Below are 13,670 nucleotides of genomic sequence, written 5' to 3'. Positions count from 1 at the left end.
GATGACCATCTCCGTTCTTCTCGCCGACGACCAGCACCTGGTCCGGGCCGGTTTCCGCAGCCTGCTGCGCCGGGACAAGGAAATCGTGGTCGTCGGCGAGGCGTCCACCGGCGACGAGGCCGTCCGCACCGCCCGGCAACTGCACCCGGACGTCATCCTGATGGACATCCGGATGCCCGGCATGGACGGCATCGCCGCCACCCGCCAGATCCTCGCCGAGTCGGACACCCGGGTGATCATCCTGACGACTTTCGAGACCGACGAGTACGTGTTCGCGGCACTGGCGGCCGGCGCCAGCGGCTTCCTCACCAAGGAGATCGCCCCGGACGGCCTACGCCAGGCGGTCCGGGTGGTGGCCGCGGGCGACGCGCTGCTGTCCCCGAGCGTGACGCGCCGGGTGGTCGGCCAGTTCGCCCACCGCCCGGTGCCCTGCGCGGCGTCCCCCGGCGGCGACCGCCTGGCGGTGCTGACCGACCGGGAGCGCGAGGTGGTGCGGCTGATGGCGACCGGCCTGTCCAACGACGAGATCGCCAAGGAACTGGTGATCAGCCCCCTGACCGCAAAGACCCACATCACCCGAGCGATAGCGAAGCTGGGCGTCCGCGACCGAGTCCAGCTGGTGATCCTCGCCTTCGAGGACGGCCTGATCGGCTCCTGAGGCATGCCGATCAGGCAACTCCGGTCTAGGTCAGGCCCCTTGGAGGGTCCGGACGACCTGGGAGGTCGGCTCGAACGTCGGCCAGCTCGCGGTGTTGCAGCCGGCGGCATGAAGGGCCGTGCGCAGGTCCATCAACAGGTAGGCCATGGCCATGTTGACGTCGGTGCCGTTCGCGCTCGTGGCGAACTCGGTCGTTCGCTCGGCGAGGGCGGCGCTCAGCTGGACCTCGCGGCCGATCGACTCCAAGTGCTCTTGGACGGCGTCCAGGAACTCCTCGAACTGGTCGTCGGTCCCATGCGGAGTGCTGCCGAACGTCATCTCCACCGCTAGGCGAATGTCGTTCATTTACACCTCCCAACATGTCGCGCGCTTGAGCTGACCTAGTAGATCACGAAGGTAGTTCGGGTTCGACGGTGTCGTTGAGACGGTCTTCATGTGCTTTGCAGGGCATGGGCACTTCATCTTGAAGTGTTTACTTCCGCCACCTTCTACCCGCCATCCCGCCTGTTCGGCCTGCTTGAGAACCTCCTCAAGCTCCTTCACCCCGTGTTTGGGCCGTGACACTTAGTAAACGCCCTTCGCGTTTAGAGGTTACCCGGTAACCGCTGAACTTGAATACCGGGGAAGTTGCCAACTACCAACCGCCCACACAGGGTTCCTCGTTCGTGAGGACAGGATCGGACATCGAGTGCGCAAGCACGCGGTCGATCCTCGAGGGCGGGACACGCGACGGTAGCGCTTGACGCTCGTCCTGGTCGACTCGATCACGTGGCTTCGCCACTACACGCGAACGTGACGTTCGGGGTCGAAACGCTGGCGCCTGTCTTGTCGGTCAGGCATAGCGGGTGGCGACCGTGGTGAAGGCGGCCTTCGGCTCCCAGGGCATGTCGGGGTAGGTCGTGCCGGTTCGGTTCTCGTAGACCTTCACTATGCCGCCGCTGGCCAGGTCCAGGTCGTCCGGTGGGTCGCCGTCGGGGCGGTGGGGGAGGTTGTGCAGGGCGAACAGGTGGATGAAGGTGCTGTCCACGCCCTCGCTGTCGAAGACCTGCAAGACCTCGTCCAAGTATCTGGCCTGGCCCTCCTCGTCCCGCTCGTAGACGCCGTTCAGGCGTAGCGGGAGGCCGGACTCCTCGTCGTACTCGATGATGTCCATGCTCTGTGGGGCCACGTCGCCGGCGCCGCGCCATGTTGCCGTGCCGAAGCCGGTTATCGCCAGTGGTTTCGGGGCGGCTGTGGTGACCAGGGTGCGGACGGCCTCGCGGAACATGCCGGCCACCCCGGCCGAGCGGATCAGCTCGAAGGTGATGATGTCGAACTGGGTCCAGTCGACGCCCTCGTACTGGATCGCCGCGTAGGTGACCCTGCCGGTGAAGACCTCGCGGATCGCGGGGACCGTCGCGCGGAAGAAACGGCCCAGGCGGTCCTGGACCTCGGCGATGCGTTGCGGGCGGGTGGCCGGGTCGCCGAACAGGTGGGCCAGGCGTTGCGGGAGGCGGTCGCCGTCGATGAAGCCTCGGTTCATGATGGTCAGTTCCGCGCCGGCCACGAAGACCACCTCGCCGGGGATCGTCGCGGCCCGGCGAGCGCACTCGACGAGCAGCTCGTGGATCTCCGGAAGGGACAGATCCAGGGGGTACGGCGTGAACCACACCTCCAGGCCCAGGCCGGTGGCGATGCGGGCCACCGCCTCCAGGCGTTCCGGGTCGCCGCCGACGATCTGGACGGCGGTGCAGTGCAGGTCGTCGCGGATGATCGTCAGCTCCCGCCGGGTCAGGTCCGGGTCGAGGTGCGGCACTGAGTTCCGGCCGTCGACCACCCAGCCCGCGTCGTAGGTCATTCCCTTGGCTCTCATGGCGACGACGGTAGGTCCAAAATTGCGTGCACGCAACTTTGCGCGCACGCAGTAAGATGTGGCGGTGACATCGCTGCGCGAACGTAAGAAGCAGGCCACCCGGGTGGCGCTCCAGGAGGCGGCGTTGCGGCTGGCGCTGGCGAAAGGGCCCGATAACGTACGCGTCGACGAGATCGCCGATGCCGCGGGAGTGTCGCCGCGGACCTACAACAACTACTTCCCGAGCCGGGAGCATGCGATCGTCGCGGCGGTGACCGCATCCCGAATGCCTGCCCTCGCCGCCGGCGGCCCGCTCGCCGCGGCCGTTGCCGACGCGGTCGTGGGGCATTACACCGAACCCGGCGACCCGGCCGCGATGCTGATGATCACGACCAATCCGGGGCTGCGTGCCTGCTACGTCGACACGGCCGCCGGGATCGAGGGGCCGCTGACCGAAGCCATCGTCAGTCGGGGAGTGGATGCGAAGACCGCCGAGGTGCTGGCGGCGGCGATCGGGGCCGCGGCGAAGGTCGCGCTCCGGCGGTGGCTGAAACCGGCGGGCGGCCTGATGATGGTGTCCGGGTCGCTGCCGGAGCTGATCCGGGCCGCGCTCGAACCGCTGGCGCCGGCCCTGGACGCTACAGCCGGGTGATCGCCGCGGCCGGCAGGACCATCAGCAGGGTCAGCACCACGTAGGCGCCGCCCAGGCCGAAGCGGCGGTTCCTCGTGGCCATCGTCGCGGCGACGAACGGGCCCAGCAGGGTCAGGAAGGCGGCCAGGTCGAAGATGTGGTCGCCGCGGTGGCGGCCGGTCAGGCCGAACAGGAGCAGCAGCGGGACGGTGACCAGCCACGCCAGCGTGACGGCGGTCAACTTCAGGTGGAGATGGGTGCGGCGGGCGGGTTCGGCCGGGTCCTTCTGCAGGGCGAATGCCATCCGCGCTGCGTAGCCGGTGGCGGCCGGCTGGTCCTCGGTGGTCACGCCCGAAACCCTATTGGCCGGGGCGGAATCGCGCATCATTCGATGCGGACAATTCACCCCTCCCGGCACGCCTGGAAGGGGCGTGCCGGGAATCGTGATCAGCTCTTGACCGAACCGGCCATCAGACCGCCGATGAACCACCGGCCGAGCAGCACGTAGACCAGCAGCGTCGGCAGCGAGGTGATCAGCGCGCCGGCCATCGACGCGGCGTAGTCGGGGGACTGGGCGCCGGCCAGCGCATTGAGCGCGATCGTGATCGGGCCGTTCCGGGTGTTGGCCAGGAAGATCGCGAAGAGGTAGTCGTTCCAGGCCGAGGTGAACTGCCAGATGACCGTGACCACGAAGCCGGGGATCGAGATCGGCAGGATGATCCGGGTGAACGTGCGCAGCAGGCCGGCCCCGTCGACCCGGGCCGCCTCCACCAGCTCCTCCGGGACCGTGGTCGCGTAGTAGTTGCGGAAGATCAGCGTGCAGATCGGGATGCCGTAGACGCAGTGCACGAAGATCAGGGTCGGGATGCCGGGCGCGATGCCGATCGTGGTCACGATGTCGCGCAGCGGGATCATCACCGCCTGGTACGGGATGAACATGCCGAACAGGATCAGCGTGAAGACGACATCCGCGCCGGGGAAGCGCCAGCGGGACAGCACGAAACCGTTCGCGGCGCCGATCACCGACGAGATGACCGCGACCGGGATGGCCAGCTCGAACGTGCGGATGAAGGACGGGCGCAGGGCCGTCCACGCCTTGCCCCAGGACGCCGTCGTCCAGTGCGTCGGCAGGTTCCACTGGCTGGTCACGCCGATGTCCGAGCCGGCCTTGAAGCTGGTCACGATCAGCACGTAGAGCGGCATCAGCACGACGATCAGGAAGAAGATCGCCAGGGCGTACTTGACGATCGACCCGGGGCCGAAGGAGCGCTTCGGCTTGCGGCGGGGCGCGAGGCTCTCCACCGCGGCGGGCGGTGCGGTCACCGTCGTCATGTGTTCTTCTCCGCGCGGTTGGTGTAGATCAGGTACGGCACGATGACCACCGCGACCAGCAGGAGCAGGACGATCGAGATCGCCGCCGACTTGGCGTAGTCGCTGGTCAGCAGGGTCTGCCAGACGTAGATGGCGGGCACCTCGGTGAGCCACTGCGGGCCGGAGACGCTCATGATCAGGTCGAACATCTTCATCGACATGTGGCCGAGGATGATCAGCGCGGAGAGGGCTACCGGCGTCAGCTGCGGGAAGATGACGTTGCGGTAGAGGCGGTAGGTACTCGCGCCGTCCATCGCCGCGGCCTCGCGCAGCTCCTGCGGGATGCCGCGGAACCCGGCGAGGAACAGCGCCATCACGTAGCCGGAGAGCTGCCAGACGGCCGGCATCGCCATCGAGGCCATGCCCCAGTCGGGGTTGGTCCACCAGGTGCTCTGCAGGAAGTCCAGATGCAGCGAGCCGAACACGGCGTTGAGGCCGCCGGCGCCGTCGCCCTTGAGCGGGTTCATCAGCCAGCGCCAGACCACGCCGGAGGCGATGAAGCTGACCGCCATCGGGAACAGGTAGACGGTGCGGAAGAAGCCCTCGCCGCGGACGCCGCGCTCCAGCAGGAACGCCCAGAGCAGGCCGAGGAGCATCGCGCCGACCAGGAACACCAGCGTGAAGATGAGCAGGTTCTTCAGCGAGTGGGTGAACCGGTCCTGGATGTCGTTGGTGAACAGGTTCTTGTAGTTGTCGATCCCGACGAAGCCCTTCGACCCCCGAGCGTTGTGCTCGTCGGAGAGGGAGACCTTCGTCGTCCAGGCGATCAGCCCGTAGACGAAGACGGCGAGCAGGATGAGCGAGGGGGAGAGCAGGAGCAGGCCCGGTCCCCAGTGCCGAAGTCGGCGCATCAGGGCTCCTCGTGGAAAAAGGGCGGGACGGCGTTGAGCCGTCCCGCCCGAGATGACTGCCTTACTTCTTGACGAACTGCGAGGCGGCGGCGGCCAGGGCCTTCTGCAGGCCGGCCACGTCCTGGTTGGAGGAGAACGCGCCGAGCGCGGAGTTGGCCGCACCCTGCCAGCCCTGCGTGCAGGCCGAGCCGTGCGCACACGACGGGACCTGGGTCGCGGACTTCCAGTCGGCCATCGCGGCCTGCTGGTACTTCGGGTAGTCGGCCGGGACGGCATCGGTCCGGGCCGGGATCGAGCCCTTCTTGGTGTTGAACGCCTTCTGGCCGTCGGCCGAGCCGACCGTCTTCAGCCAGCACTTGGTGCCCTCGGCGTTCTTCGCGCCGGTCGGCAGGACGAACGAGTCGGCCAGCCACTGGAAGGTCGTGCCGTTGCCCGGGAAGGTGAACCAGGCGTAGTCGGCGAACTTCTTGGCGTCCAGGTCGGCGGCTTCCCAGTCACCCATCAGCTGGTAGGCGGCCTTGCCGTCCATGACCAGCTTCTCCGCGTCGGTCCAGTCGAGGGCGTCGCGGTCCTTGTTGGTGTAGGTCAGCAGCGTCTTGAAGTCGTTGATGCCCTTGGTGACCTCGGCGCTGTTCCAATCGGTCTTGCCGTTCCACAGGCCGGTGAACTTGTCCGCGCCCAGGTCGGTGATCAGCACCGACTCGAACAGCATGAGCTGGGTCCAGTCCTTGCCGATGGCGAGCGGCGCGGCGATGCCCTTGGCCTTGACCTTGTCCAGGTCGGCGATGAAGCTCGCCAGGTCGGTCGGGTCGCTGGTGATGCCGGCGTCGGCGACGACCTTCTTGTTGGTCCAGACCACGTTGGCGCGGTGGATGTTGGCCGGCACCGAGTAGATCTTGCCGTCGACCGTGAGGTTCTGGATCAGGCCCTGCGGGAACGCGGTCTTGAGGCCCCACGTGTCGTAGTCGGCGCTGAGGTCCTCGACCTGGCCGGCGTTGATGTAGTCGCCGAGCTCCGCACCGGCGTGCGCCTGGAACGTGTCCGGCGGGTCCTTCTGCTGCAGGCGGGAGGCGAGCACCTGCTTGGCGTTGGCGCCGGCGCCACCGGCGACCGCGCCGTTCACGAACTCCTGGCCGGCACAGTCCTTGCCGAACTGGGCGACGAGGCCGTCGAGACCGGCCTTCTCACCACCGTCGGCCCACCACGTGAAGACTTCCACCTTCTTGGAGCCGGAGCCACCGTCGCCACCGTCGTCGCTCGACCCGCAGGCCGAAGCCGTCAGCAGCGCGGCGACACCGACGACGGCGATAGCGGCCCGTCGAGTGAAGCGCATAACTATCTCCCATCGAGATATTGACATCGTTGTCAAGTACGTCGGGGAGTACCGTGCCGCCTGAACCGCACACGTGTCAACGAAAGTTTCCGTGTCGTTACGTGCGGACCTATGTGGTCAGTGCGGGAACCTTTCGCCCGAACCTCGGGCGATCAGGGATGTCGATATGACGATGGTTCGAGCCGGGCCAGTATGGCCGCTGATTCGCTCATAAGCGAGCCTTGCCGCCTCTCGCCCAATGGCGCTCATGTCGTGCGCGACCACCGTCGTGCCGAGCACGTCGGCCAGGTCGAAGTCGTCGAAACCGACCAGCGCGGGCGGATTCACCTGGTCGCGCAGGGCGCGCAGGGCGCCGGTGGTGAGCCGGTTGTTGGTCGTGAAGATCGCGCTCGGCGGCTCGTCGAGGGCGAGAAGCCCGCGCACCGTCCGCTCGGCGTGCCGCACATCGTGCACCTCGGTGCGCAGGTACGGCTCCCAGTCGATGTTGCCGGCCGATTTCATCGCGCTCACGAAGCCGTCGATCCGGCCGCGCTGCGGGGCCATCCGGGCCAGGTCGGCGACCATCGCGATCCGCCGGTGGCCGCCGCCGAGCAGGTGCTCGCCGGCCGACCGGGCGCCGCCCGCGTTGTCGATCAGCACCGCATCGGCGGCCAGCCCGTCCGGCGGCCGGTCCAGGAACACGAACGGCACGCCGCGGTTGCCCTCGATCGCCAGGTATTCGTGGTCGTCGGCGCTCGGGATCACCAGCAGCGCCCGCACCCGCCGCTCCAGGAACGCGTCCACCAGGCTGCGCTCGAGCTCGCCGTCCTCGTCGTTGTTCGCGGTGATCAGCAGCAGGCCGTGCTGGCGCAGCTCGCGCTCGGCCCCGCTGGCCACCGCCGAGTAGAACGGGTTGGCCAGATCGCCACTGACCAGCCCGACCAGCGCGGACGTGGCGCCGCGACGCAACTCGCGGGCGATGCCGTTGAGCCGGTAGCCCAGCGAATCGGCGGCATCCTGGACCCGGCGGCCGGTGGACGCGGCCACGTTCGGCTCACGATTGAGGGCCCGGGACGCCGTCTTGAGACTGACTCCCGCCAGCGCGGCCACCTCGGTCAGCGTCGGCCGGCGGAGGGTCGTTTCGTCGGAGGGCATGTCGATGTCGCTCCGCGGGTTCGGCGGCGGGAAACCCCGCAAGTATGACATCGATGTCGCTCAGAACCTCACGCCGAGTCGCGAGACGATTTCGGCGGGTGCCAGGTCGGTCGCGGTCTCCGGGGTGCCGGCGGCCAGCCGGGTGCCGGCGATGTCGGCATAGACCTCGGCGATCGCGGCGAACAGGTCCGGGGTCAGGCCCGCGGCCGCCTGGGTCGCCGCCACCTCGCGCATCTCGGCGACGAAGCGATGCGCCTTCGGCGCCGACCGGGCGACGGACGCGGTCCGCGCGAGATCGTTGCGCTCCAGATCATCCAGAACCGCATGGAGTACGCCGTGCGCGCCGGCCACCCGCATCGCCTGCGTGATCAGCGCGGTCAGCCCCTTGTAGACGCTCCCGGTGCACATCTTGACCGCGCTCGCCGACCCGATCCCGTCGCCGACCAGCATCGGCATGACCAGGTCGCCCCAGGGCAGGCCGGCCACCGTGGCGGCGTCCGGGCCGGCCAGATAGAGATAGGTGCCGGCGATCGTGGCCGGCGGCGGGCCGGAGATCGCGCCGTCGACGACCCGGCAGCCGGTCAGGTCGGTGGCGATCGCGGCCATCGTCTCCGGCGAGACCGCGTTGAGGCCGGCGCCCATCTGGCCGGGGCTCAGGATTCCGACGATCGACATAGACGAACCTTCATCCTTATCTTGCGCACAGCGTCAGGACAGTGCGGGCTCAGGGCCCGTTGGTTCGCTGCAGTTCAGCCCAGCAACGCCCCCTGGAGACGAGCCTGATGCCAGATCCCGACCTCGGCAACCCGGACCTCGACAATGCCGCCTACGTCCGCGAAGTGCACGACAAAGGCCTGCAATTCGACCTGAACACCATGAGCAGACGGCGGATGCTGGCCGTCCTCGGCGGGGCGAGCGCTCTCGCGGTCACCGGTGGGGCGCTGCTCTCCGGTGGGACCGCCCTCGCCGACACCCTCGAAGAGGTGGAGTCGGAGACCGCCGGCCCGTACCCCGCGGACGGCTCGAACGGGCCGGACGTGCGCACCCTCGACGGCATCGTGCGGAAGGACATCCGGTCCTCGTTCGGCACCGCGTCGGGAACGGCCGAAGGTGTGCCGTTCGAGTTCTCGCTGACCGTCCTCGACCTCGCCGGCGCGCCGATCACCGACGCGGCCATCTACGCGTGGCACTGCGACCGGGACGGCAACTACTCGCTGTATTCCACCGGGATCACCGATCAGAACTATCTGCGCGGCATCCAGGTGACCGACTCCACCGGCACGGTCACCTTCACCAGCATCTTCCCGGCCTGCTACTCGGGTCGCTGGCCGCACATCCACTTCGAGGTCTACTCGTCGCTGGCCAACGCGACCAGCGGCGACGGGCCGATCGTGAAGACGTCGCAGATCGCCCTTCCCGAGGACGTCTCCGACGTGGTCTACGCGACCGACGGCTACAGCCAGAGCGTCACCAACCTCGGCCAGATCACGCTCGCCACCGACAACGTGTTCGGCGAGGACTCGGCCGCGCGCGAGCTGGCCACGGTGACCGGCAGCGTGGCCGCCGGCTACACGGCCACGCTGACCGTCGCGGTCGACCCGTCCGGCACCGAGGAGAGCGGCGGCACCCCGCCGTCCGGCGGCACGCCCCCCTCCGGCTCACCCCCGTCCGGCACGCCGAGCGCGTCCCCCAGCGCCACGGCGACCGCCACCGCCTCGGCGACCACGTCGGCCACGGTGTCCCCCTCGGCCACCACGACCGCCGCCCGGCCCCCGGCTCAGCCGAGGAAGCAGCAGAAGAAGAACAAGCACTGGTGGAACCCACTCTCCTGGTGGTGAGAGCCGTCCGCCCGCGCACTGCCTGACACACCTGCCCCCGCGCGGGCGGGCCTGCGGCCGTATCCCGCCATCCGGGTGGGATACGGCCGCATCACCATGTCCGGCCGCCGCGACGATCAGGGCAAGGACAGATCGTCGCGGCCCGGTGTAGACCGGACACGCGGGCCGAGAGAGATCCGGGCCGCCCGCACGGCCCGGATCTCGGGTTTTCGGTTTTAGCGCAACCACTTACGCACGTCGCCGTGGTGGGGTGAGCGTTCTGGCCGCGCCAGCGGCCTGCTCGGCCCGCCGCGGTCCCGGCGGGAGCGACGGTCCGTACCCACCACCCAGGCACGACATCCGGAAGTTGACCTTGAATTAGACCTCGGCGGTCAGCTCGTAGATCTCCCCGGTCGGGTGGCCGGCGCGCTCGTGGATCCGGAGGACGGCCTCCTTGCTCGGGCCGGAGCTGAGGCAGAAGACCTTGCCGGATTCCGGGTCGAGCCAGGCGCGCTCGAAGTGCACACCCTCCTCGGCCTCGATCTTCAGGTCGGCCTCGTGGGCGTCGGCGAGCTGCTCGGGGGTGACGCCGACGAATCCGCTGTGTACATCCATGAACTTGGCCATCTCGTGGCGCTCCTCGCTGCTATGTGTCTGACATGGGAAGACTGCCGGGACGCGGGCAGTCGGACATCGGTCATTGCACCTAGGAAGGGCATGTTCGGTGACCTAAAGTCGCGGAGATGGACAGCGCGCTGAGCAGTCCCGTCCTGATCGGGCGGGACGATCTGGTGGCGCTCGCCTCCCGGCGGCTGGCCGCGGCTGCGGAGGGGAGCGGCGAACTCCTGTTCCTCGCGGGGGAAGCGGGGATCGGCAAGACCCGGCTGCTGGCCGAGATCGTGCGGCAGGCGGCGGGCTTCACCGTGGTGAGCGTGGGGGCGTCGCCGGGCGATGCCGAGGTGGCCGGCGGTCTGCTGGCCGAGCTCGGCGCCGAGTTGCGGCACTGCGCGGCGGTCGCCGAGGTCGGCGCGCGGGTGGCGGCCCGGCTGCGGGAATTCGCCGACGGTGACGCCGAACGGCAGCGCCGGATGCTCGTCACCGACCTCACCGAGATGATCGGGATGGCCGCGTCCGGACCGCTGCTGGTGACCCTGGAGGACCTGCACTGGGCCGACGACCTGACACTGGACGTGCTGGCCCGGCTGGCCCGGCGGGCGTCCGCGCTGCCGCTGCTGGTGGTCGGCACCTATCGCAGCGACGAGCTCTTCCCGCGGGTCCCGTTGCGCGCGTGGCGCACCCGGCTGCTGACCCAGCGGCTCGCCGAGGAGGTGCGGCTCACCCGGCTCAGCCTGGCCGACACCACCGCGATGGCGGCGGCGATCGCCGGTGGCGCGCTGCCGAGCACGGTCACCGGCGACGTGTTCGCCCGCAGCGACGGGATCCCGCTGCACGTCGAGGAGTTCCTGGCCGCCCGGGACAGCGTGCCGGACACCCTCGCCGACGCCGTCCTGGCGCGCGCGTTCGCCCTGTCCGAGCCGGCCCGTGACCTGGCCGGGGTCGCCTCCGTGCTGGGCCGTTCCTTCGACCTCGACCTGCTGACCGCGATCACCGGGGACGGGCCGGCGGCCGTCGACGACGGGCTCCGCGAGCTCAGCGACCGGTTCTTCGTGCAGGTGCATCCGGACCGGTCGACCTTCGACTTCCGGCACGCGCTGATCCGGGACGCCCTCTACGCCGACCTGTCGCCGCATCGGCGCCGGGAGCTGCACGCGAAGGCGGCCGCGGCGGCCGTCGCGGCCGGGTTCCCGGCGGCCTTCGTCAGTGATCAGTACGAGCGGGCGGCGCGCCCGGCCGAGGCCTTCGCGTACGCGATGGACGCGGCCCGGTCGGCGGCCGAGATGTCCGCCCACCGGGAGGCCGCCGAGCTGTACGGGCGGGCCCGGCGGACCGCCCCGGAAACGCTGCCGGCCGACGCGCGGGCGGGCCTGCTGACCGCGCTCGCCGGGGAACTCGCGGCGGTCGACGACAACGCCGGGGCCGACTCCTGCTACGAGGAGGCCTACCGGCTGCGGATGCGGCTCGACGACCGGCTCGCGGCGGCCGCCCTGGTGCCGGAGTGGGTGGCCGCCCGGCACCAGCTCGGCGTCGGCCTGGCCGAACGTGCCGCCGCCCTGCGCGGGGCGCTGCCGCTGATCGCCTTCCGGGACGACTCGCCGGCCCAGGAGGTGCGGGCCAACATCCACGCCGCGCTGGCCGCCGCGTACATGCTGGACCGGCGGCTGGGCGAGGCGATCGAGGACGGCGAGTTCGCCCGGTCGATCGCGGTCGAGGACTGCGACCGGGCCATGCGCTGCAACCTCGACGCGACGCTCGGGGCGGTGTTCCTCTTCGCCGGCCGGCTCGACGAGGGGCGGGAACTCCTCGAGGGCTCGGTCGCCCGGGCGCAGGAGTGGCGCTTCGAGGGGCAGAGCGCCCGCGGCTACCGGATGCTCGGGTCGAGCATGTCGGTGCTGGTCGAGTACGAATCGGCGCTGCGCTGGCTGCCGGAGGGGATCTCCTACGCGGAACGGGTCGAACGGATCAACGACCGCAACTACCTGACCGCCCACCTCGGGCACGTCCGGTGGGCGATCGGCGACTGGGTCGGCGCCGAATCGGCGGCCCGGCAGGCCCTCGCCGACGGCGGCGGGATCACCACCCGGATCACCGCCCTGCACGTCCTCGGCTACGTCGCGATGGGACACGGGGCGCCGGCCTCCGCGGTCGAGCACCTCGGCGAGGCGGCGTCGCTCGGCGCCGGCATGCGCGAGCTGCAGCGGGTGTCGCCGGCCTGGTGGGGGCTGGCCGAGGTGGCGCTGCTCAGCGGGGATCTGGCGACCGCGGTGCAGCGCTGCGAGGAGGGGTTCGAGGCATCCGCCCGGGTGCGCGACGCCGCCTATCTCTTCCCCTACCTGGTGACCGGGGTCCGGGCCCATCTGGCCCTCTCCGGGGCCACCGCCGCCCGGGAGTGGCTGGCCCGGGCCGGGGAGCTGATCGGCGAACGCCGGATCCCGGGCACGCTGGGCGCGCTGACCCACGCCCGCGGGCTGATCCACCTGCACGAAGGACAGACCGGCAAGGCGCGGGCCGAGCTGGCCGAGGCGGCCGGGTTCTGGGCCGGGCGGCGGCGGTTCTGGGAGGGGACGGCCGCGCTGATGGATCAGGCGCGGTGCGCCGCGCGCAGTCGCCGGCCGGCCGAGGCGGCGGCCTTCACCGCGGCGGGCCGGGCGGCGTACGGGCGGGTCGGCGCGCCGGTCCCCGGATATCTGTCGTCGCCGGACGACGCGGTCACGTCGGCGCCGGTCGTCGCGACCACGGTGACCCCGGGGCTGTCGCCGCGCGAGTTCGAGGTCGCCCGGCTCGTCGCGATCGGGATGACCAACCGGGAGATCGCCGCCAAGCTGGTGATCGCGCCGAAGACGGCGGCCGCGCACGTCGAGCACATCCGCACCAAGCTGGGTGTCTCGCGCCGGGCGCAGATCGCCGCCTGGGTCGCCACACTCGGGTGATGCGCCCGGATTTCCGGACCGTCCCGCCTGAACCGACGTCCTACTTCCATCGGGGTACGTCGAAAGGGCCATAGCTGCCGATCGATCAACATGGCCACAATCGTCATCGTGACCGCACCTGGCAACTCAGCTTTGATCTTCACCCTGCTCGCCGTGTTCGTGGCCTGTTGCGGATACGCCGCGGGCCGGATCCACCAGCGACGCCAGACGGATGATGACCGGGAGGAGGCCTACCGCGAGGGCTACGACACCGCCACCCGCAGCGTGTTCAGCCTGGCCGCGCGGGTGATCGCGCCACGCCGGGGCAGCCGGGCGGTGGCGGCATCTCCCGCGCCGTCGGTGGCCGCCGGGCCGCCGGTGCTGGACGGGAAGGTGGTCAGTGAGCCGCCGGCCCCGCTGCGCCGGCCGGCCACCTCGCCGATTCCGGCCTCGCGCATGCCGGCCGACTCGCGCATGCCGGCCGACTCGCGCATGCCGGCCGACTCGCGCATGCCGG

14 protein-coding genes are annotated in these 13,670 nt (G+C 70.1%); 4 read left to right on the top strand and 10 right to left on the bottom strand.

The genetic code is table 11. The features are described from left to right. Position 1: 1 nt before the first annotated feature. Complete coding sequence (locus Adu01nite_RS17875) at positions 2-658, top strand: response regulator (RefSeq protein WP_203728022.1); 657 nt, start codon at positions 2-4, stop codon at positions 656-658. 30 nt (positions 659-688) lie between these two features. Here the strand turns inward: Adu01nite_RS17875 and Adu01nite_RS17870 are convergent, their stop codons facing one another. Beyond that, positions 689-1,003 carry a hypothetical protein gene (locus Adu01nite_RS17870; RefSeq protein ID WP_203728021.1) on the bottom strand — a complete coding sequence of 105 codons (315 nt, stop codon included), beginning with the start codon at positions 1,001-1,003 and terminating at the stop codon, positions 689-691. A 487-nt stretch (positions 1,004-1,490) separates the two neighbouring features. Beyond that, positions 1,491-2,510 (bottom strand): glycoside hydrolase family 113 protein, encoded by a 1,020-nt coding sequence (locus Adu01nite_RS17865; protein WP_203728020.1) that lies wholly within the window; start codon positions 2,508-2,510, stop codon positions 1,491-1,493. Positions 2,511-2,574: 64 nt separating this feature from the next. Between Adu01nite_RS17865 and Adu01nite_RS17860 the strand changes: the two genes are divergently transcribed. Next, on the top strand, positions 2,575-3,141 hold the full coding sequence (locus Adu01nite_RS17860; RefSeq protein ID WP_239132493.1) for a TetR/AcrR family transcriptional regulator: 567 nt from the start codon (positions 2,575-2,577) through the stop codon (positions 3,139-3,141). On the opposite strand, the gene Adu01nite_RS17855 is transcribed toward Adu01nite_RS17860, so the two are convergent. From Adu01nite_RS17855 to Adu01nite_RS17830, 6 genes are all read right to left on the bottom strand, one after another. Next, positions 3,128-3,469: a hypothetical protein gene (locus Adu01nite_RS17855; RefSeq protein ID WP_203728019.1), complete on the bottom strand. Its 342-nt coding sequence runs from the start codon at positions 3,467-3,469 to the stop codon at positions 3,128-3,130. The genes Adu01nite_RS17860 and Adu01nite_RS17855 overlap by 14 nt on opposite strands. A 98-nt stretch (positions 3,470-3,567) precedes the next feature. After that, positions 3,568-4,452 carry a carbohydrate ABC transporter permease gene (locus Adu01nite_RS17850; protein ID WP_379131786.1) on the bottom strand — a complete coding sequence of 295 codons (885 nt, stop codon included), beginning with the start codon at positions 4,450-4,452 and terminating at the stop codon, positions 3,568-3,570. Beyond that, on the bottom strand, positions 4,449-5,342 hold the full coding sequence (locus Adu01nite_RS17845; protein ID WP_438871083.1) for a carbohydrate ABC transporter permease: 894 nt from the start codon (positions 5,340-5,342) through the stop codon (positions 4,449-4,451). Before Adu01nite_RS17845 ends, Adu01nite_RS17850 begins: the two co-directional genes overlap by 4 nt. A gap of 61 nt (positions 5,343-5,403) precedes the next feature. Continuing rightward, complete coding sequence (locus Adu01nite_RS17840; protein WP_203728018.1) at positions 5,404-6,675, bottom strand: ABC transporter substrate-binding protein; 1,272 nt, start codon at positions 6,673-6,675, stop codon at positions 5,404-5,406. Positions 6,676-6,792: 117 nt separating this feature from the next. Further along, positions 6,793-7,809 carry a LacI family DNA-binding transcriptional regulator gene (locus Adu01nite_RS17835; protein ID WP_203728017.1) on the bottom strand — a complete coding sequence of 339 codons (1,017 nt, stop codon included), beginning with the start codon at positions 7,807-7,809 and terminating at the stop codon, positions 6,793-6,795. Between the two features lie 60 nt (positions 7,810-7,869). Beyond that, entirely contained in the window at positions 7,870-8,484 is a 615-nt protein-coding gene (locus tag Adu01nite_RS17830) for an NAD(P)-dependent oxidoreductase (protein WP_203728016.1), read from the bottom strand. A gap of 107 nt (positions 8,485-8,591) precedes the next feature. On the opposite strand from Adu01nite_RS17830, the gene Adu01nite_RS17825 reads away from it, so the two are divergent. Further along, positions 8,592-9,647, top strand: a complete 1,056-nt coding sequence (locus Adu01nite_RS17825) for an intradiol ring-cleavage dioxygenase (RefSeq protein WP_203728015.1) — start codon at positions 8,592-8,594, stop codon at positions 9,645-9,647. Between the two features lie 357 nt (positions 9,648-10,004). Here Adu01nite_RS17825 and Adu01nite_RS17820 read toward each other — a convergent pair whose 3' ends face one another. After that, on the bottom strand, positions 10,005-10,253 hold the full coding sequence (locus Adu01nite_RS17820) for an SCO4226 family nickel-binding protein (RefSeq protein WP_203728014.1): 249 nt from the start codon (positions 10,251-10,253) through the stop codon (positions 10,005-10,007). Between the two features lie 116 nt (positions 10,254-10,369). Between Adu01nite_RS17820 and Adu01nite_RS17815 the strand changes: the two genes are divergently transcribed. Beyond that, positions 10,370-13,174: a helix-turn-helix transcriptional regulator gene (locus Adu01nite_RS17815; protein ID WP_203728013.1), complete on the top strand. Its 2,805-nt coding sequence runs from the start codon at positions 10,370-10,372 to the stop codon at positions 13,172-13,174. Between the two features lie 242 nt (positions 13,175-13,416). Here the strand turns inward: Adu01nite_RS17815 and Adu01nite_RS17810 are convergent. After that, positions 13,417-13,670 (bottom strand): hypothetical protein (locus Adu01nite_RS17810; RefSeq protein ID WP_203728012.1); only part of this gene is annotated, 254 nt, incomplete at its 5' end.

Source organism: Paractinoplanes durhamensis (assembly GCF_016862175.1).
In the GTDB taxonomy this organism is placed as follows: domain Bacteria; phylum Actinomycetota; class Actinomycetes; order Mycobacteriales; family Micromonosporaceae; genus Actinoplanes; species Actinoplanes durhamensis.
This window is presented reverse-complemented; position numbering and strand designations above follow the sequence as displayed.